Below are 18,199 nucleotides of genomic sequence, written 5' to 3'. Positions count from 1 at the left end.
TTGGCCGGCGTGACCTGGACGGCGAGCAGATGTCCCAGCGTGTCGACCGCCATGTGCACCTTGCTTCCCTTCTTGCGCTTATAACCATCGTATCCAGCACGCGGCCCACTTTCACAGGTGGACTGCAGCGTACGGCCATCAAAAATCACCGCACTCGCATCAAAAATCACCGCACTCGGCTGGCCTTTCTTCCCCTGTGCTACACGCAAGAGTGAGCGCAGATCGCTGACCATGGCTTCAAAGCAGCCTGCCTGCAGCCAGCGCTGCGTTTGCTGATACACCGCCTCCCAAGGCGGGAAATCGTTGGGAAGCAATCGCCACGGTGCGCCGGCGCGTGCGATCCAGCGCAGTGCGTTGAACATCGCGCGTAGCGCGTATTTGCGCTGCGGTGCTTGCGCATCCATCAGTGTGAGATATGGCGCAGCAAAGGCCCATTCTTCGTCGGAGATATCGGTCGGATATGGCTTACGAGGCTTCATCCGCATACGTTAGCGTGACAAGAGCAAAGTTCATAACACGCTCTAGCTTGCTGGCTTCATGGGCAGCAAGCCATGGGTCATTGTCGACATACGATTTCCCAACATTTGCCTTGAACGAATGAAGTCCCGGTTCCTGAAAGTAGCGCAATTTGACTCGCCCTTCTGCCGTCTTGCTGGTGGTTACCCTGAAGCCGGGGATGGACCGAATTTCCTCTATCGCAGCGCCGTCTTTGGGCGCATTGAGCCGGTCGATCGCGCAAAACGGTGCCACCTATTAAGTGAACCTGCCCAAAACCTGACCCCCGTTACGACGACCCCGTTATTGCGGATGCATAGATTGGGGTCAAGCGAGGCCGGGGTGGCCTGCTGCAGTAACTTCATAGCTTCGCTATTTCTTAGGAGGGCATACTTGCAACCGACCTGCACATGGACAACCATCCGTGTGATTGCGGTGGAGCTGTCAAATCATGCAAGCGAATCCTCACGCCAACCTTAGTTCTCTAGCACTGCTAGTAGCTGCTAGTCTCTTCTTCGTACCAGGGTGCTCTGCCATGCAGCAAGACTCACGGCCCGGCTTTAATACTCAACAGTCTGCCGCCAAAGCAAGGCAGCAGCTTCAAGCCGCCAACCCGATCGGCTCGCACATTACGACTGCGCAGAAGAATCTTGAGGATCTAGGATTTCGCTGCCAAGCGTTGAGCTCTCCCGGCGCAGGTTACAAAGCGTCGATGGTGTGCACGCTTTCCCCTATTGTGAAAGAGGCGCAGCCATCGGTGACAGCGCCAGCTGTGCCGGTTACCTGGATGGTGGGCTTTCATTCTGCTGACGGAATCTACTTGAGCAAACTGGTAGTGAATCGAGCTCCGCAGGATATTGGGGAATAAGTCATGGATGAGCAAAAGACGGCAACAATTTCAGTGGGCGCAAGCGAGGTTGCTGGCGACCGCCGCCATCTCTACCTGCTCTTTCAGAAATCCGATGGTAGCCAGACCGTAGTACGCGGGGGGCCAGACACCAGGGCCGAAGGGAATGATCTGGCGAACTTTGCCGAGAGCACGGTTTTTGGCTCGGAAAAGTTTGGGCACATCATTGTCCAAGCGGCGCCTTACGTAGCGCCTTATGAAGTTGGGTACCGACTAAAGCAGGACGGGAACTACGAGCGAGTTCCCTTGAATCAGCTGGATCCTTCCGACGCTGGCATTGCACGGGACGTCAGAGGTGACGTCGTGAAAGAGACGATCATAGCTCCAGATTGGCCCGCACCGGGCGAGCATCACGAGCGTATCGTTGCCTGGAGTGGCTCTGACCAGGAATTAACTGCAAAGCTCGAGTCCGCCGTGAAGGCAGGCGAGCAGATCAATCACGCACAATTGGAATATTCCCCGCTGTACAACAACAGCAACGGGGTTGTCAGCAACCTACTAAAGGCCAGCGGCGTTCAACCTGTTCTGCCCAAAAACGTACAAGGTGAGACGGTCAACGCCCCGGATTTTGGGGAGGACCTTTATCAGGACGTAGGCGCGGGGTCGGTACGCAGCGGCTACAGGTTTGACGGCAAGCAGTGGTTCGATGCGGATGATCGTAGAATCGCGCCTCCTACGAATGGACAACCGTTGGTACCTCAGGACCCTGCCGCACCTTCGCGCGGATCGTCGGATGGTTTCAAGCTCAGCGCATATGCTCCATCGCCTAGCGATCCCATGTTTGCTCAAATCCAGGATGGCGTACATCGGATCGATCAATCGCTGAATCGTGTTCCGGATGCGGCAAGTGATCGGATGACCTGGAGCCTGTATGCACTCGCCAAAGAGCAGGGCATGGAACGTGTGGACAATGTCGTACTTGGCCAAGCAGGCACCCGCGCAGCAGCCGGCGAATACGTCTTCCTGGTCCAGGGAAACCCCTCTACTTCCGTGTATCACCGTGAGCAAATGCGCACGGCAGATGCGGTGGAGAATTCAGTTGAGCAAAGCCAGGCGCGCGTGCAGTCTGCAGAACAGACGCGCGCACTCGCGATGAGTGTCGAAGCTCAGGAGCAGACTCAGAAGCAAGATGCACCGAGGTTGCAAGTCTAACTGGGGTGTCTTTAGCAGCTTTTCGATCAGCCTACTAAACGGCGTAAACGGCACCTACGGTGACAACCGATGTTGTCAACTCCTAGCGACTTCGGCCGAGCCAGCCTCAAAAGATAGTTCCACTGACATTTGGTTGTACCTTCCAGTTAAAGACAGAGCGGTCTCAGGAATCAAGTGCAACGCGTGATGTGACGGCGAGGATTTCCTTTTTCATGGTCGCCGCTGCGTAGCCCATCCCAAGGTCTAACGAGGACGCTCGTTCATCAGTTTGGCCAGGTGATTGAGGTACTCCTGACCGGCCTTCGACAGGTCCGCACCCTTGGGGGAACTGGCGGGTGTCGTGCGTGGGCATGTCCCGCAGTGCTGCGGCTGTCTGCGGAAACCAGCGATCGAACACCAACCGGTGGTGGACGATGGGCCGACCCAAGTTCTAAGTGCTGGAACGCGCGCGTTCCCAGGCGTTGCATCCAGGCCTACAGCCGCACGATCCCCACCACCACCAGAATGAAGATGCCCCACTTGAGCGTCTGGTACAGCGGGTTGTTGCGTTCCTTCAGCGCCTTGGCCTTCAGGCGTGCCGCGTAGAAGTAACGGAACACGCGGTTGATGCCGCCGGTCTTGTCGCCTTCCTGGTTGGGCGAGGCGCCGGCCGAGAGCAGGCTGCGGCCGACGAAGCGGTTCAGCGCCGCAGCCCAGCGCCAGCGCATCGGGCGTTCGATATCGCAGAACAGGATGATGCGGTCGTGGTCGGTGTCGTTGCGTGCATGGTGGATATAGGTCTCGTCGAACATCGTCCACTCGCCGTCGCGCCAGCTATGGCGCTGGCCGTCCACGTCGATGAAGCAGCGGTCGTCGTTGGGTGTGGCCAGCCCCAGGTGCAGGCGCATGGACCCTGCGAACGGGTCGCGGTGCGGACGCAGTTCGCTGCCCGGCGGCAACTCGGCGAACATTGCTGCCTTCACCGTCGGGATCGCATGCAGCAACGCGGTGGTCTGCGGGCACAGTTCCGAGGCCGACGGGTGCGCGGTGCCGTACCACTTCAGATAGAACCGCTTCCAGCCGCGGCGGAAAAACGAGTTGAAGCCGATATCGGTATAGCCGTCGGCAGCGCGGATCTTCTGCATCTGCTGCAGGGCGACGGCTTCATCGCGGATCAGCGACCAGTTGGCGCGCAACGGCGCCAGTTCCGGGAATTCCTTGCCGGGGTCGATGAACGGTGTGGTCGGCACCCGGGAACACAGATACATCAGCGTGTTGATCGGCGCCATGAAGGTGGAATGGTCCAGCAGCTGCCGGCTGAGCCGGTGCCGCACGCGACCGCGGTAATGGATGTACAGCGCCGATGCGATGAACAGCGCGATGATGAGCCACTTCAACATTGGGGAGGCCGATTGGGGGCAAGAGCCGCAAACTGGGAAGGTGCTGAACAGGGCGTGCCGCCATCGGGCGCAGCCATTCACTACTGAATTCTACCGGGTGTCGCCGTCCAACCTGACCGATCGGGATGGGCGGTGAGCCAAGACTCTGTGTCCCACCGAAGGCAGCTGTTCTGCGGGCGGCGATCTGTACCGCCGCTCAGTCGATGCGGCGGCGGATCGGGATCGACGCGACCGGAACGCTGGCGATGTCGTGCCCCTGTTCGCGGATGGGTGCGCCCGGTGCCGGCGCCCAGGCGTGGGCGTAGATCACTTCCCAGGAACTGGGCAAGCTGCCGTCGGGGCGTCGCAGCGGTTCGTAAGCGGCGCTGGCGGCGGCGAAGCGGCCGCGTCCGGTCAGGGTGGCGCGGCGATTGCTGAGCGCATTGGTGGCGCCCATCGCGCGCAGTTCGCGCATCAAGGCAGGCAGGTCGTTATAGGTCAGCGTAAACAGGTCGCGGTCCAGCACCGGGTCGCGGAAGCCGGACATCAACAAGGCATCGCCGAATTGCGCGATCGGCGGAAAGCGGCTGACATGCGGCGCCGGGTCGGCCTGGGCGAAGGCCTCGCGCAATTCGATCAGCGTCTCCGGGCCGAAGGTGGAGCACAGCAACAGCCCGCCCGGCCGCAGCGCGCGGCGAAAGCCGGCGAACACCGCCGGCAGGTCTTCCACCCATTGCAGGCACAGATTGCTGAAGATCACATCCACGCTGCCGTCGGCCACCGGCAACGCACGCGCATCGGCGCAGACCTGCGCGAACGGCTTCCACCAACCGGCGGCCTTGCGCGCCTGGCGCAGCATCGGCATGGCCTGATCCAGCGCGATCACCTGCGCCTTGGGCCAGCGCTTCTTGATCGCGCCGCTGGCATGGCCGGGGCCGGCGCCGACATCCAGCACCACCTTGGGTACCTGGTCGCCCAGGTAGTCGAGCGATTCGAGCAGGCGCGTTTCCGCTTCGCGCTGCAGCGCGGCGGCGGCGGCATAGCTGCTGGCGGCGCGCGCAAAGGCGCGCCGGACGTGGCGGGGGTCGAAGGTACTGTTCATTAGCGGCGCTATTGTCGCTGCTGCGCGCGACGGAGGGAATCGATGTGTGCGAGCGGGCCTTCGGCCAGGAGCCGCTGCGGGTGGGCGCCAGGATGCTGGCCGGGGCTGGCGGCGCGCGCGCTACACACTGTGTCCTGCCAGGCAGGCATCAGGCAGCGTGAAAAACCATTGTGCTCATCGCAAGGCGCGGCGCGGTGACGCCCGGAATCGGCGCCTGCCTGCATGCCTGCAGCTGTGGGCACCTGTTCCGTGCCTGCCTGCCGTTCGCCGCGCGGTGTTGGCTGCGTTCGCGGCATGTGGAGCGGACGGTGAACTGCGGCGTGCGTGGCGTGCAAGCCGGCGTGGGACATGGATGTGCCACAGCCCGCCTGCGGCGATCTGATCCTAGAACGTACCCGGATAGCTGCCGCCATCGATCAGCAGGTTCTGTCCGGTGATGTAGCCGGCCTGGGCGCTGCAGAGGAACGCGCAGGCGGCGCCGAATTCGTCCGCCTCGCCGAAGCGCCCGGCCGGAATGCCCGCCCGCTTGCGCTCGGCGACGTCTTCGGCGGTGCTGCCTTGCTGTTGCGCGATCGCCGCGAAGTTGCCGCGCAACCGGTCGGTGGCGAACTGGCCGGGCAGCAGATTGTTGATGGTGACGTTGTCGGCCACCGTGCTGCGTGCCAGCCCGGCGACGAAGCCGGTCAGCCCGGCGCGCGCGCCGTTGGACAGGCCGAGAATGTCGATCGGCGCCTTCACCGCGCTGGAGGTGATGTTGACGATGCGGCCGAAGCGCCGCGCGCGCATCGCATCGACGCTTGCGCGAATCAGTTCGATCGGCGCCAGCATGTTGGCATCCAGCGCGCGCAGCCAATCCTCGCGTTCCCATTGGCGGAAATCGCCGGGCGGCGGGCCACCGGCGTTGTTGATGAGGATATCCACCTGCGGACAGGCGGCGAGTGCGTCGGCGCGACCTTGCGGGGTGGCGATATCGGCCACCACGCTGCGCACCTCGCCCGCGCCTGGCAGTGCGCGCAATGCATCGGCGGATTGCTCCAACGCATCGCGTCCGCGCGCGACGATCACCACGTTGACGCCTTCGCTGGCCAGCGCGCGTGCGCAGCCCAATCCCAAGCCTTTGCTGGCGGCGCACACCAGTGCCCAGCGGCCGGCGATTCCCAAGTCCATGCGTGTTTCCTCGATCAGCGATGGCGCATGATCGACGATCCGTTCAAGGCACGGACGCAACGAAGCGTTGCAGCGCCTCGGCGACCTGATCGGCGTGGCCGAGAAACGGGGCGTGCCCGCCACCGGCAATGGTGAGTGCCTGCGCCTGTGGAGTTCGTGTTGCGGCAGCGTGCATGCCGGCGGCTGGCACCAGCCGATCGCGTTGCCCGGCAATCCACAGGCTGGGGCGCGCAAGCTGCGGCAGTGCGCGGCGCAGGTCGGTGCGTTCCAGCAGGCTCAAACCTTGCTGCAACGCCTCGGCGGCCGGTTCGCCGCGCGCAACCAGCGTCTCGCGCAGGCTGCGCAATTCGGCGCGGGCATGCGCCGAGCCCAGCGTATCCAGCGCCAGAAAACGCTCCAGGGTGCCGCGATAATCGCGGGACAGGTCCTGGCCGAATTGCACGAACACCTCGCGTTCGACTGCATCGGGCCAATCATTGCCACGCACGAAGCGCGGTGTGGCCGCGATCATCGCCAGTCCACGCACCTGCGGTTGCGTGGCCGCCGCATGCAGCGCGAACAACCCGCCCAGCGACCAGCCGAGCCACACCGCCGGCGGGGTGGCGGCGGCGATGCCGGCGACCACGTCCGGCAGTGCCAGCGGCGTGCGGTCGTCGCGGCTGAACCCGTGTCCGGGCAGATCCACCAGATGCAGTTGATGGTGCTGCGACAGCCGCTCCACCAATGGCGCAAATACGCCGCCGTGCAGTGCCCACCCGTGCAGAAGAACCAGTGCAGGCCCGTGGCCGATGACGTCGATATGCATGCGGGGATTGTCGCTGATTGGTGCGCCTGGGTGGTGCGTGCACCCGGCGTGTCTTGGGTCAACGCGCGGAGCTTGTGCGTGGCCGGTCGATCCTGGGCGCGAGCAGGTCAGCTTGCGTGCGCGTGCGGGAACACCAACGCTCCAGCCAGCGCCAGTGGCGCGCGCACAGCGCCTGGATTGCAGCGGCCAACCCGTCGCGCCACGGGGCGCTTTCCCCGCACCTCAACGGACATCACACGCTCTAAGCCATCGCACGCACTGGTTGCCGGCTGATCGCATCGCGCGCCTGCGCGATGGCTTCGATCAATGCCTGCACCTGCTGCGGGGTATGCAGTGCGGACAAGGTCACGCGCAGGCGCGCCTTGCCTTCGGGCACGGTGGGCGGACGGATCGCGCCGACCAGGAAGCCGGCCTGTTCCAACGCGGCCGACATCGCCATCACGGTGGATTCCTCGCCGCACACCAGCGGTTGGATCGGCGTGTCCGAGGCCATCAGTTCCAGGCCATACCGGCGTGCGCCATCGCGGAAACTACCGATCGATTCGACAAGCTTTTCGCGGCGCCAATCGTCGCGACGCGCCAGCCGCACTGCCGCCAAGGTTGCGGCAACCTGTGCCGGCGGCAACGCGGTGGTGTAAATGTACGGGCGCGCGGTTTCGGCCAGGTGGCGCACCAGCGCTTCTTCGCCGACAACCACCGCGCCATACCCACCGAGCGCCTTGCCCAGGGTGACCAATTGCAGCGGCACTTCGGCAACGCCAAGTCCGGCATCGGCCACGCAGCCGCGCCCCTGCGGTCCGAGCACGCCAACGCCGTGTGCATCGTCGACGTAGAACAGCGCTTCCTGCATGCGCGCGATCAGGCTCAACGCACGCAGCGGCGCAACATCGCCATCCATGCTGAAGACGCCATCGCTGGCCAGCATCGCCGCGCCCTCGGGCGAACCCTTGAGCTGACGCATCGCCCCTTCCACATCCAGATGCGGATAGCGCCGCAACCGGCAACCGGCCAGGCGGGTGGCATCGAGCAGGCTGGCGTGATTGAGCCGGTCCTGCACGCACACATCGTTTTCTTCGCTGAGCAAGGCCTGCTGCACGGCCAGGTTGGCGATAAACCCGCTGCCGAACAGCAGCGCCGACGGATAGCCCAACCAATGCGCGATCTCGCGTTCGAGCGTTTCGTGGGCGGTATGGTGGCCGCAGATCAGGTGCGAGGCGGTGGCGCCGGCGCCATCGCGTGCGGCGGCATCCTGCAACGCGGCGACCACTTCGAACTGCTGCGACAGGCCCAGATAATCGTTGGAGCAAAAGCCGGTCAGCCAGCGCCCTTCTACTTCCAGGCGCACGCCATCGCGGCGTCCCACCAACCGCCGCACCCGTACCCGTTCCTGGGCCACACGCAACTTGCGCAGCGACGAAATCCGTTCGTGCAGATCGGGGCGAGCCATGGGGTCGGTCACAGCAGAGAGAAGAGCCGCTAGCGTAGCGTGCCGGACTCAGCGCGCCCAGCAGCTACCGACGGCCGGTGTCTGGGGTGCCGTTATGCGGCGTGCTCGCAGGCCGGCCCGCCGGTGATGTCGGCATGCACGGTGCCGGGATGGTCGTGGTCGGCGGCATCGACGGTGATCTGCATCGGGCGCAGGCCCAGGCGCTGGAACAGGGCCTGGTCGCGCTCGGTGTCCGGGTTGCCGGTGGTCAGCAGTTTCTCGCCGTAGAAGATCGAGTTGGCGCCGGCCAGGAAACACAGCGCCTGCAGTTCGTCGCTCATCGCTTCGCGGCCGGCGGACAGCCGCACCATCGAGGTGGGCATGGCGATGCGGGCGACCGCGATCATGCGCACGAACTCGAACGGGTCCAGTTGCTGGGTGCCGTGCAGCGGGGTGCCAGCGACCTGCACCAGCTGGTTGATCGGCACCGAATCCGGGTGCGCAGGCAAGGTGGCCAGGGCCAGCAGCAGGCCGACGCGCTGCTCGCGGGTTTCGCCCATGCCGACGATGCCGCCGCAGCAGGTCTTCAAGCCCACATCGCGCACGTGCTCCAGGGTGTTCAGGCGATCCTGGTACTGGCGGGTGTGGATGATGGAATCGTAGTAATCCGGCGCGGTGTCCAGATTGTGGTTGTAGTAGTCCAGCCCGGCGTCCTTGAGCGCGCGCGCCTGGCCGGCGTCGAGCATGCCCAGCGTGGCGCAGGTTTCCAGGCCCATCGCCTTGACCTCGCGGATCATCGCGGCCACTTTCGGGATGTCGCGCTCCTTGGGCGAACGCCAGGCCGCGCCCATGCAGAAGCGCGAGGCGCCGGCGGCCTTGGCCTGGCGCGCCTTGGCGACGACCTCTTCGGTCTCCATCAGCTTCTGCGCGGTCACCCCGGTGTCGTAGCGCTGCGCCTGCGGGCAGTACGCGCAGTCTTCCGGGCAGCCGCCGGTCTTGACCGACAGCAGCGTGGAGACCTGCACCTGCGCTGGATCGAAATGGGCGCGGTGCACGCTGGCGGCGCGGTGCAGCAACTCCGGGAACGGCAGCTCGAACAAGGCCTGCAGCTCGTTGCGATTCCAGTCATGGCGTACGACAACAGACATCGGGGTTTCCTGACAGTCAGCGGCTTGGAAGCCAGGCAGTCTGGTGAGCATGGGAGAGGCTGTCAACTTCGATGCGGTGCGTTCGGTTTACAGGTGGCCGCGACGGGTGTTGCGGCTGCTGCTGCCGAGTGTGTGCCTGGTATGCGCGGAGGCCGGCACTGCCGATCGCGATCTGTGTGCGGCATGTCGCGCCGCCTTGCCGGATCACGGCAAGGCCTGCCCGTGTTGCGCCACGCAGTTGCCAGCTTCCGACGGATTGGCTCCGTGTGGGCACTGCCTGCACCACCCGCCACCGTTGCAACAGGTGCACGCCTGTTTCACCTACCGCTGGCCGGTGGACGGCTTGCTGCGGCGTTTCAAGTTTCACCAGGATCTGGCGGCCGGGCGTCTGCTCAGCGAGTTGATGACCGAACGCTGCGCCGGCTTGCCGCGTCCACAGGCGCTGGTGCCGGTGAGCCTGCATCGGCAGCGCTTGCGCCAGCGCGGTTACGACCAGGCACTGGAACTGGCCAGGCCGTTAGGACGCGCGCTGCAACTGCCCTGCCTGCCCTTGCTGCGCCGGGTACGCGCTACCGCACCGCAATCGGAGCTGGACGCGGCCGAGCGCCAGCGCAATCTGCGCGACGCCTTCGTGGTGCAAGGCGCGGTGCCGGCGCATGTTGCCTTGGTCGATGACGTGATGACCACCGGTGCCACGCTGCATGCGGCGGCGAAGGCATTGCGTCGGGCCGGTGTGCAGCGGGTGGATGCGTGGGTGTGCGCACGCGTGCCGTAAGGCTGGGTGGCCTGCCTCGTGGGCGCGCCCGCGCCCTCATCTCACCCCCTCGCCCGCGCGCGGGAGAGGCGCTACTGCATCGGTGCCTTCCCTCTCTTCTCGGGCATGCGGGAGAAGCGACACGGAGACTGTGTTTTGCTTCCCTTCTCCCGCGTGCGGGGGAAGGTGCCCGCAGGGCGGATGGGGGGGAGGTGTCGCCGCCAGTTCCTCAGGGCAATTGTTCTTGCGCAGGGAGCGGGACGTGTCGCCCGTAAAGAACGATTGCGACACGTGGCGATGCCGTTGTTGCTGGCGCCAGCCGCGCAAGGGGGGGGCGTGCAAAGCAGCGGGCGCTCGTGCAATCCCGAATCCCGCTGCCTGGATCCGTGCCCTAGCGCAATGCCAGAGAGGCGGCGATGCCGACGAAGATCGCCAGGCCCACCCAGTTGTTGTGCAGGAAGGCACGGAAGCAGGGGCCGCGCTCGCGATGGCGGGCGATGTGGAATTCGTAGGCCACCAGCAGCGCCGCAACGCCCAGTCCCGCCCAGTACGCAGTGCTCAGGCCCGCGCGCATGCCCACGCCTGCCAACGCCGCAAACATCAGCGCGTACAGCGCCGCCTGCGCGATCAGGTCGAACTTGCCGAACAGAATGGCGGTGGATTTGCTGCCCATGCGGATATCGTCGTCGCGGTCGACCATCGCATACCAGGTGTCGTACGCGGTGGCCCACAGGATGTTGGCCGCATACAGCAGCCAGCCCAGCAGCGGAACGCTGCCGTGCACCGCAGCGAACGCCATCGGGATGCCCCAGCCGAAGGCCATGCCCAGATACACCTGGGGCAGATGGGTGTGGCGCTTGAGATAGGGGTAGCTGGCGGCCAAGAACACGCCCGGCACGCTTAGCGCCACGGTCAGCCAATTGAGCGTAAGCACCAGCGCGAACGCCACCAGCATCAGCACCACGAACACCCACAGCGCCTCGCGCCCGGACACCGCGCCGGTGGCCAGCGGGCGGGACTTGGTGCGCTCGACATGCGGGTCCAGCCAGCGGTCGGCATAGTCGTTGATCACGCAGCCGGCCGAGCGGGTCAGCCAGACCCCGGCGGTAAACACGCACAGCGTCCACACCGGCGGCATGCCGCCAGCGGCCAGCCACAACGCCCACCACGTGGGCCAAAGCAACAACAGGCTGCCGATCGGGCGATCGCCACGGATCAATTTCCAGTACTGGCCCAGTCGCTGCGGCCAAGTCAGCGCGGGGGCTGCCGGCAGCTGTTCAACACCATGCTTGCTCATGGCGCAAAGGGTAGCAGCGCTGCTTGGTGGCGGTCATGCCTGTAGTGCGCCGCGTGGCTGCACGTGGCCTCAGGACGCGTGTGCTGCAGCGCGGCCATTTGCTCACCGGAGCGATGCATGGCCTGGGCGATGCACGCAAGACGGCGCTCGATCGACGCCAGCCTGACGCGACACGCTCCGCTGGCCGCTGTTAGCCCAGGCGCCTGTTGCCTCCTCGCAGCGGTCGGACATGTCCCCCGTCGCCGGCAGGCCATCTCACGCGCGCGGCAGCGGTTCTGGCATAATGCGCGGCCAGGCGCTCGTAGCTCAGCCGGATAGAGTAGTGGCTTCCGAAGCCATTGGTCGGGGGTTCGAATCCCTCCGGGCGCACCAGATGCAAACGTTCGGCCCGCTGCAGTGTCACTGCAGCGGGCCGAAGTCATTTCTGGAGTAGCGCACCGAAGTGATGCAGCAGCGGTGTTTGCCGTTGTCTGGATGTGAACATCGCAGCCGCGCGCTCGGCCTAACGTGCTCGGCCTAAACGGGCAGGGCGCGTGAGCGCGACCCTGCCAGGCGTCCAAATCAGCAAGCGCGGATCAGAGCATGTCCGGCGGCGGTGCAGTCGCCTTGGCGTGCTGCTTGCCGCGCGCATGTTCGATGGCGGTGCGCAGCTTGCGTGCGGCACCGGTGACGGCCGAGGCGGTGGTTTCGGCGCTGTTGGTGGCCGCAATCGGCGGCAGGCCGGCGACGTGGGCTTCGATGCTGCAGGTTCGATCCGCCGCGCCGCCGCGTTGGCCGTTTTCATCGCGCAGATGCACTTCGACGCGGGTGATGTCGTTGGCGAAATGCGCCAGCTGGGCGGTGCAGGTCTTCTCGACATGCTGCACGACGGACGGGTCGTGCGGCACGTGCTTGTCGGTCTGGATCTGAATCTGCATGAAGTATCTCCTTCGCGGTCATCCGCTGCGTCTGCCGTAGCGGTAGCTCGATTCTGCGACAGTCCGGTGTTGCCGCAAGGTGACAAGCTGCCGCATGTTCATGCATTGGTTGGCTGGGCGGTGGCACTCCCCGGATGCTGCGCTTGCGTCCGCATGAATCGCCGCCACGGCGGCGGGCGGCATGGCGGGGGCGGTGGCTTAAGATGCCGGCACCGCGCGGTTCTGCGCCTGTCCGATGCCTGCCTGTGTCCCGATTTCGTTCTGTGTGGTCTGCCCGTTCGAGCGTGTTGTTGCGCGTGCTGCTGTGCTGCGGCCTGTGGCTGGCCTGTGCGGGCGCCGTGCTCGCACAGGACGAGGACAGCTTACTGGAGACCGCACAGACACAGCTGGACAATGCACAAAAGGTGCTGGACCAGGGTGAGGCCGGGCTGGAAAAGGCCGATACCGACCTGCTGCGTGCGTTGAACGACCAGGTGACGTTGGCGCAACGGCAGGCACAGGATCTGGCACGTCAGCTGGATCCGCAGCTTAAGCAACTCAGCGTTCGGCTTGACGGTTTGGGTGTGGAGCAAAAGACAGATCCGGCAGACCTGAAAAATCAGCGCAAGGCGCTGGCGAGCGAAAAAAATAAGCTGGATGCGGAACTCAAGCGCGCCAACTTGCTGGCATCCGAAGCAGGCGAACTGGCCGATCGCCTGGAACAAAAACGCGTGCAGCTCTTCAGTGTGCAGCTGTCCACGCGCGTCGCCTCACCGCTGTCGCCGGCACTGTGGGCGCAGATCGCGCAGCAATGGCCGGATGACCGCACCCGCCTGCGTGGCTTGTACGACGATGCGGTCCAGGCGGTGCGCGCGGGCATGGCTGCCAACGGCGTTGGCGGCCTGGTGACTGGTGTGGCGATCGCGCTGCTGCTGGCCTTCCCGTTGCGCATGTTTCTGCGCCATCTGGGCCGGCGCTATGCCGCGTCGCGTGCGCCGGGCGGGCGGTTGCGACGTTCCGGCTTGGCGCTGTGGTTCCTGCTGGTCGGCACGCTCAGTCTGGGCATGGCGGCATGGGTGCTGGCCGAAAGCCTGCGTGCAATAGCCCAGGTGCCGGCCGATCTGGACGAGTTGCTGGGCGCGTTCGTCTTCATCAGCTTCATCGCGGCCTTTGTCGGCTCGCTCAGTGCCAGCTTGCTGATGAAGCACCAACCCACCTGGCGGCTGTTCCCGCTGGACGACGCCACCGTCGATCGGCTGCGCGTGCATTGCCTGGCCACTGCCGCAGTGAGCTGGTTCAGCGGCATGGCGATGAAGCTCAACGACGTGGCGCGCACCAGTGCCGCCGCCACGACGGCAACCGATGCGGTGGCCGCGTTGTTGTATGCCGGCCTGATCCTTTCGGCACTGGCCGGCCTGAGTCTGTCGTTGCGCGCGCGCGCCGCCAGCGCCGGGGCTGCCAGCGCCGATAGCAGCGAGCCGCCACCGGTGGTCTCGCGTGGCGGTGGCGTCATCGTGCTGATCCGCCTGCTGGGGCATGTCGCGGTGATCGTGTCGCTGCTGGCGGCATTGTTCGGCTATCTCAATCTGTCGTTGTTCATTGCGCGCCAGATCATCTGGATCACGCTGATCTGCAGCCTGCTCGGTTTGCTGGTGGTGTTTGCCGACGACCTGCTGACCTGGGTGTTCAACCCGGAAGGGCGCTTCAATCGTGCGTTGTCGCATGCCTCGGGCATGGGCAGCGGACGTCTGGTGCAGCTGGGCCTGCTGCTGTCTGCCGTGTCACGTGTCGTGTTGATCCTGCTGGGAGTCGCGGCGCTGATCACGCCGTATGGCGCCAATCTCTCTGCGGTCACCGGCTGGGCCGAGAACGTCTCGCACGGCATCGAAATCGGCAAGGAGCTCACCATCACACCGGCTGCGGTCGTGCGCGCGCTGCTGGTATTCGTCGTGGGCCTGGGGGTGGTGCAGGTGGTGCAGCAATGGCTGCTCAACACCTATCTGCCCAAGACCGAGCTGGATGCCGGTGCGCGTAATTCGATCAGCACGGTGGCGCGTTATCTGGGCTGGCTGATTGTGGCGATCTGGGGCCTGACGGCGCTCGGGCTGGATCTGAGGCGGCTGGCGCTGGTGTTGAGCGCGCTGTCGGTGGGGATCGGGTTTGGTTTGCAGGCGATCACGCAGAACTTCGTGTCCGGCCTGATCCTGCTGGCCGAGCGGCCGGTGAAGATCGGCGATTGGGTGCGTATCGGCGACCAGGAAGGCGATGTGCGCAAGATCAGTGTGCGCGCGACCGAAATCCAGGTGGGCGATCGCTCCACCTTGATCGTGCCGAACTCGGAGTTGATCACCAAGAGCGTGCGCAACATGACGCTGTCCAACCCGCTGGGGCGCGTGCAGTTGCAGTTCTCGGTGCCCTTGGATGCCAACGTGGCCAAGGTGCGCGACATGCTGCTGGGGCTGTTTGCCGAGCACATCAAGGTGCTGGCCGACCCGGCACCGGCAGTGTTCATCGATTCGCTGGCCGGCGGGCACGTCAACTTCAATTCGTTCGCCTATGTGCGCAGCCCGCGCGATTCGTATGGCGTACGTAGCGAACTGTTCTTCGCGCTGCTGCAGGCGATGGAAAACGCAGGGATCGACCTGCAATCGCCGCAGGAAATCCGCTTCAGCCGGGCAGGCGCTGCGGTGGCGCGCGATGCGGGCGATGGCACGCCTGCAGCGCAAGACTGAGCCGGTGCGTGCATGCAATGCGCGGACAAGGCATTGCGGTGATGCCTCAGATCGGCCGCGCTACAGCTGATCTATCCGCGCCGTCCAGCTGTTACAGACAGCCGAGATTTCCGAGTCTTGCCGTTCAAGTCTTGGCGTTGTCTAGATACAGTCGGGCGCTTGGGTCAAAAGCCTGGTGGGTCGAGCGCGCGGTGTCCTCACCGCTTGCGGGACACGCCGTGAACCCGTCCTTGGGGGCTCGATGGCGGCATCCATGCCGCCAACGGTCCCGCAAGCGGCGAGGACACCGCACCAGAAAATTGGTCGGCTGCTTTCTCGAAAGTCTGTTGCTGTGCTTGCGGTGGGCAGACGAGACGTGTGTAGGGTGCGTATTGAAGCCTGCCTGTTGTCCCGCCTTGCGCCGGGAACTGATCGGACGCAACGGGATCGGAACAACGCACATGCCCTGCTTGTAACCCTGCACACCAACCATCTCGACAGGTCCTTGCCCGCCTACCGTCGCGGGACCTTACGCGGCATGGATGCCGCGTAAGAGCCTCCATGGACGGATTCACGGCGTGTCCCGCGACGGTGGGCGGGCAAGGGCCCGGCAGCAACGCCGCAGATAGCACGCTCCGGCTCCGGCTCCGGCTCCGGCTCCGGCTTTGGCTTTGGCTCCGGCTTTGGCTATGGCTATGGCTTTGGCTCATCCACATCGCCCGGCCTCGGACCAGGAAGATGGCCAGGCTCAGGAGCGGTCCGCGACCTGGGCCTGTTTCACCAAGGCCAGATCGTCGACGCTGACATCTTCGGTGTAATCCAGCCAAGCGCGGATCTCCAGATCCTCCACCGCATGTTCCAGACCGACCGGCATGCGGATGCGGCCGGCCGCATCGGGCACCACCCATTGCTGGGCCAGCACCACCTTGCGCTCGGACGAGACTGCTTCCACCCAGAACGCGCGCGTGGGACGGCGTTTGGCGTAGAGCTCCAGCATGTAGCGTCCGGCCTCGGTCTTGCGCGCAGCCTGGGTGAGCATGATCGGCTGGCGTACACGCGGGCGCGGTCCTTGCTGGCTGGCCGCCAATGGTGCGTCCACGGCGATGCCGCGGGTCAGGTCCGGGTCGCGATACAGCTTCATGTTCTGCTGGCGATCGACCACCAGCGCGCACCAGTCACCATCGGCCGAGCCATCTTCAAACGCCGTGCAACGGTCCACGTAGGCCAGCGTACCCTCGGTATGGGTGCGATCGAACTGGCGCGAGGTGTTCTCCAGATACACGGTTTTCAGGTTGGTGTCGTCGTCGTATTCCAGCAGCACCGGTGGGCGCACCTGTTGCACGCCCACCACCACATCGCCGTTGCCGTTGATGCGCAGCAGGCGCGTGCTGCGCCCGGTCCACAGCGTGCGCGCGTAGGCCAGATAACGCGGATAATCCTTGCCGCTGTCGCGGCTGGCGGCGACGCTGGCGCTGGCGGGTGCGTCGTTGGCCAGCAATGAGCGGCCGAAGCCCAGCGTGCGCATGCCTGGTTCCAGCAACTGCAGCAGCGTGGCGCCGGAATCGAGCGTGCTGCCGGCGCGGGAGACCACTTGCTGCGGGGCGATGTCCTTGCCCAGGAACAGCAGCAGGTTTTCGCGTTTCTGCTTGGCGAGCACGTCGCTGAGATCGTTGGGCATCGCCAGGTGATCGGAGGCGATCACGATGAGGGTGTTCTTGCCATAGCGGCTGTTGCGAATGCGCGTGACCAGTTCGCCGATCAGCCGGTCGCTGCATTTGATCGCATGCAGCAAACCGATGTCGCCCAGTGCGCTGTCGTACTGCTGGCCCTTGCATGCCAGCGGCAGATGACCGGCAGGATGATGGGTGTCCATGGTGAGCGTGGTGAGCATGAACGGTTGGCCGGCGCGCGACAGCGTCTGGAAGCTGTCCCAGGCATCGTCCAGCAGCACGTCGTCGTGCACGCCCCAGGCGGAGAAGTGCTTGGGCGCTATGCCCTTGTCGCGGAAATAGCCGACGTCATGTACCACGTCGAAGCCATGACTGGACAAAAAGCTGCCCTTGCCCGCAAAGCTGGCATCGGCGCCGCCCACATAGTGATTGCGGTAGCCCTGATCCTTGAGGTAGTCGCCCAGGCAGCGCGCTTCGGGCAGGAACCGGCCCATGCGGTCCATGCTGTTTTCATCGCCGGGCGCGGTGGTCAGCGGCACGCCGCACATCGAGGCGACCATGCCGGCGATGGTCCAGCCGCTGCCTTCGGTGGAGGTGAGATTGCGCACGTCCACCGCTTCGCTGGCCAATGCGCGCAGGTTCGGCATCAGACCGGGAAAGACATCTTCATCGAAATAGGTGCGTTCCAGGCTCTCGCCATAGATCCACACGATGTTCTTGCGCTTCTGCAAGGGCTGCTGCGGCACCAGGTATTCCGGCACCACGGTGGCGTAATCCACCGGGCGCAACTGGTAGTACAGGCGCTTGCCATCGCGGTACAGCGGGCTCACTGCAACGCTCACCAGCAGCATCGTCACGAACGCAGCAAACACCGCACCACCGCCACGCGGGCGACGGAAACGCCGCACTCTGATTAGCAGCAACGGGCTGAGCGACAGCAATACCATGCCGATAAACACGGCGATATAGCCGGAAAAATCGCTGACGCCGGCCCCATCCATATCCGCGCGCAGGTGATACAGCGTGGCGGCGTTGATGCCATCGCCGCTGAGCCGATCCACCAGGCCCCAGGCGCTGAGCAATAGCAGCAGCAGCGACAGCAGACCGGCCTTGAGCCATGCCAGACGCGGCGATGCGACCAACAGCCAAAGCAAGAGCAACAACGAGAACAGCAACATCCAATGCATGCGGCAGCGTCCGTGGGGGAATGATGCGAGCGCGTACCGGACGCCTTGCTCGCCATGTCCTGTGCGCCACCTGCAATGTGACACCCGGATGACGGACTATGCCGCGCTGAAGCTGACTGAAATG

15 protein-coding genes and 1 tRNA gene are annotated in these 18,199 nt (G+C 64.8%); 5 read left to right on the top strand and 11 right to left on the bottom strand.

Annotation, left to right across the window (positions count from 1 at the left end; translation table 11 throughout):
• Positions 1-479: transposase (locus GGR62_RS10850; protein WP_184407909.1), on the bottom strand; the 479-nt coding region annotated here is incomplete at its 3' end.
• Positions 466-750: a hypothetical protein gene (locus GGR62_RS10845; RefSeq protein WP_184407908.1), complete on the bottom strand. Its 285-nt coding sequence runs from the start codon at positions 748-750 to the stop codon at positions 466-468. The genes GGR62_RS10845 and GGR62_RS10850, both read right to left, overlap by 14 nt.
• 280 nt (positions 751-1,030) lie before the next feature.
• Here GGR62_RS10845 and GGR62_RS10840 point away from each other — a divergent pair, with 280 nt between their 5' ends.
• The gene (locus GGR62_RS10840) at positions 1,031-1,363 is read left to right on the top strand and encodes a hypothetical protein (RefSeq protein ID WP_260305822.1); all 333 of its coding nucleotides are present in this window, start codon (positions 1,031-1,033) and stop codon (positions 1,361-1,363) included.
• A 3-nt stretch (positions 1,364-1,366) separates the two neighbouring features.
• Positions 1,367-2,554 (top strand): XVIPCD domain-containing protein, encoded by a 1,188-nt coding sequence (locus tag GGR62_RS10835; protein WP_184407906.1) that lies wholly within the window; start codon positions 1,367-1,369, stop codon positions 2,552-2,554.
• A gap of 473 nt (positions 2,555-3,027) precedes the next feature.
• Here GGR62_RS10835 and lpxO read toward each other — a convergent pair whose 3' ends face one another.
• The 6 genes from lpxO to bioB form a co-directional block, all read right to left on the bottom strand.
• Entirely contained in the window at positions 3,028-3,933 is a 906-nt protein-coding gene (lpxO, locus tag GGR62_RS10830; RefSeq protein WP_184407905.1) for a lipid A hydroxylase LpxO, read from the bottom strand.
• A gap of 196 nt (positions 3,934-4,129) precedes the next feature.
• Positions 4,130-5,014 carry a malonyl-ACP O-methyltransferase BioC gene (gene bioC / locus GGR62_RS10825; protein WP_184407904.1) on the bottom strand — a complete coding sequence of 295 codons (885 nt, stop codon included), beginning with the start codon at positions 5,012-5,014 and terminating at the stop codon, positions 4,130-4,132.
• A 384-nt stretch (positions 5,015-5,398) separates the two neighbouring features.
• Positions 5,399-6,181 carry an SDR family oxidoreductase gene (locus GGR62_RS10820; RefSeq protein ID WP_184407903.1) on the bottom strand — a complete coding sequence of 261 codons (783 nt, stop codon included), beginning with the start codon at positions 6,179-6,181 and terminating at the stop codon, positions 5,399-5,401.
• 43 nt (positions 6,182-6,224) lie between these two features.
• On the bottom strand, positions 6,225-6,986 hold the full coding sequence (gene bioH / locus GGR62_RS10815) for a pimeloyl-ACP methyl ester esterase BioH (protein WP_184407902.1): 762 nt from the start codon (positions 6,984-6,986) through the stop codon (positions 6,225-6,227).
• A 241-nt stretch (positions 6,987-7,227) separates the two neighbouring features.
• Positions 7,228-8,433, bottom strand: a complete 1,206-nt coding sequence (gene bioF, locus GGR62_RS10810; protein ID WP_184407901.1) for an 8-amino-7-oxononanoate synthase — start codon at positions 8,431-8,433, stop codon at positions 7,228-7,230.
• A 92-nt stretch (positions 8,434-8,525) separates the two neighbouring features.
• Positions 8,526-9,560, bottom strand: coding sequence for a biotin synthase BioB (bioB, locus tag GGR62_RS10805; protein ID WP_184407900.1), 1,035 nt, complete (start codon positions 9,558-9,560; stop codon positions 8,526-8,528).
• 49 nt (positions 9,561-9,609) lie between these two features.
• Between bioB and GGR62_RS10800 the strand changes: the two genes are divergently transcribed.
• Positions 9,610-10,335 carry a ComF family protein gene (locus GGR62_RS10800; protein ID WP_184407899.1) on the top strand — a complete coding sequence of 242 codons (726 nt, stop codon included), beginning with the start codon at positions 9,610-9,612 and terminating at the stop codon, positions 10,333-10,335.
• Between the two features lie 370 nt (positions 10,336-10,705).
• Here GGR62_RS10800 and ubiA read toward each other — a convergent pair whose 3' ends face one another.
• Positions 10,706-11,611: a 4-hydroxybenzoate octaprenyltransferase gene (gene ubiA / locus GGR62_RS10795; protein ID WP_184407898.1), complete on the bottom strand. Its 906-nt coding sequence runs from the start codon at positions 11,609-11,611 to the stop codon at positions 10,706-10,708.
• 295 nt (positions 11,612-11,906) lie between these two features.
• Here ubiA and GGR62_RS10790 point away from each other — a divergent pair.
• A tRNA-Arg gene (locus GGR62_RS10790) sits at positions 11,907-11,983 on the top strand.
• Positions 11,984-12,186: 203 nt separating this feature from the next.
• Here GGR62_RS10790 and GGR62_RS10785 read toward each other — a convergent pair.
• Positions 12,187-12,528: an HPF/RaiA family ribosome-associated protein gene (locus tag GGR62_RS10785; RefSeq protein ID WP_184407897.1), complete on the bottom strand. Its 342-nt coding sequence runs from the start codon at positions 12,526-12,528 to the stop codon at positions 12,187-12,189.
• Positions 12,529-12,815: 287 nt separating this feature from the next.
• Here GGR62_RS10785 and GGR62_RS10780 point away from each other — a divergent pair, with 287 nt between their 5' ends.
• Entirely contained in the window at positions 12,816-15,239 is a 2,424-nt protein-coding gene (locus GGR62_RS10780) for a DUF3772 domain-containing protein (protein WP_260288096.1), read from the top strand.
• Positions 15,240-15,966: 727 nt separating this feature from the next.
• Here GGR62_RS10780 and GGR62_RS10775 read toward each other — a convergent pair.
• Positions 15,967-18,075, bottom strand: coding sequence for a phosphoglycerol transferase I (locus GGR62_RS10775; RefSeq protein ID WP_184407895.1), 2,109 nt, complete (start codon positions 18,073-18,075; stop codon positions 15,967-15,969).
• Between the last annotated feature and the right edge of the window lie 124 nt (positions 18,076-18,199).

It is taken from the genome of Xanthomonas sp. 3075 (assembly GCF_014197275.1).
Classification (GTDB): Bacteria; Pseudomonadota; Gammaproteobacteria; order Xanthomonadales; family Xanthomonadaceae; genus Xanthomonas; species Xanthomonas campestris_B.
The sequence above is the reverse complement of the archived record's forward strand: the minus strand, read 5'-3'. Positions and strand labels throughout refer to the sequence as shown.

Excerpts from the sequence above, each read along its gene's own strand:
- GGR62_RS10840 (WP_260305822.1), top strand. The coding sequence starts at position 1,031 with ATGCAGCAAGACTCACGGCCCGGCTTTAATACTCAACAGTCTGCCGCC.
- GGR62_RS10835 (WP_184407906.1), top strand. The coding sequence starts at position 1,367 with ATGGATGAGCAAAAGACGGCAACAATTTCAGTGGGCGCAAGCGAGGTT.
- lpxO (WP_184407905.1), bottom strand. The coding sequence starts at position 3,933 with ATGTTGAAGTGGCTCATCATCGCGCTGTTCATCGCATCGGCGCTGTAC.
- bioC (WP_184407904.1), bottom strand. The coding sequence starts at position 5,014 with ATGAACAGTACCTTCGACCCCCGCCACGTCCGGCGCGCCTTTGCGCGC.
- GGR62_RS10820 (WP_184407903.1), bottom strand. The coding sequence starts at position 6,181 with ATGGACTTGGGAATCGCCGGCCGCTGGGCACTGGTGTGCGCCGCCAGC.
- bioH (WP_184407902.1), bottom strand. The coding sequence starts at position 6,986 with ATGCATATCGACGTCATCGGCCACGGGCCTGCACTGGTTCTTCTGCAC.
- bioF (WP_184407901.1), bottom strand. The coding sequence starts at position 8,433 with ATGGCTCGCCCCGATCTGCACGAACGGATTTCGTCGCTGCGCAAGTTG.
- bioB (WP_184407900.1), bottom strand. The coding sequence starts at position 9,560 with ATGTCTGTTGTCGTACGCCATGACTGGAATCGCAACGAGCTGCAGGCC.
- GGR62_RS10800 (WP_184407899.1), top strand. The coding sequence starts at position 9,610 with ATGGGAGAGGCTGTCAACTTCGATGCGGTGCGTTCGGTTTACAGGTGG.
- ubiA (WP_184407898.1), bottom strand. The coding sequence starts at position 11,611 with ATGAGCAAGCATGGTGTTGAACAGCTGCCGGCAGCCCCCGCGCTGACT.
- GGR62_RS10785 (WP_184407897.1), bottom strand. The coding sequence starts at position 12,528 with ATGCAGATTCAGATCCAGACCGACAAGCACGTGCCGCACGACCCGTCC.
- GGR62_RS10775 (WP_184407895.1), bottom strand. The coding sequence starts at position 18,075 with ATGCATTGGATGTTGCTGTTCTCGTTGTTGCTCTTGCTTTGGCTGTTG.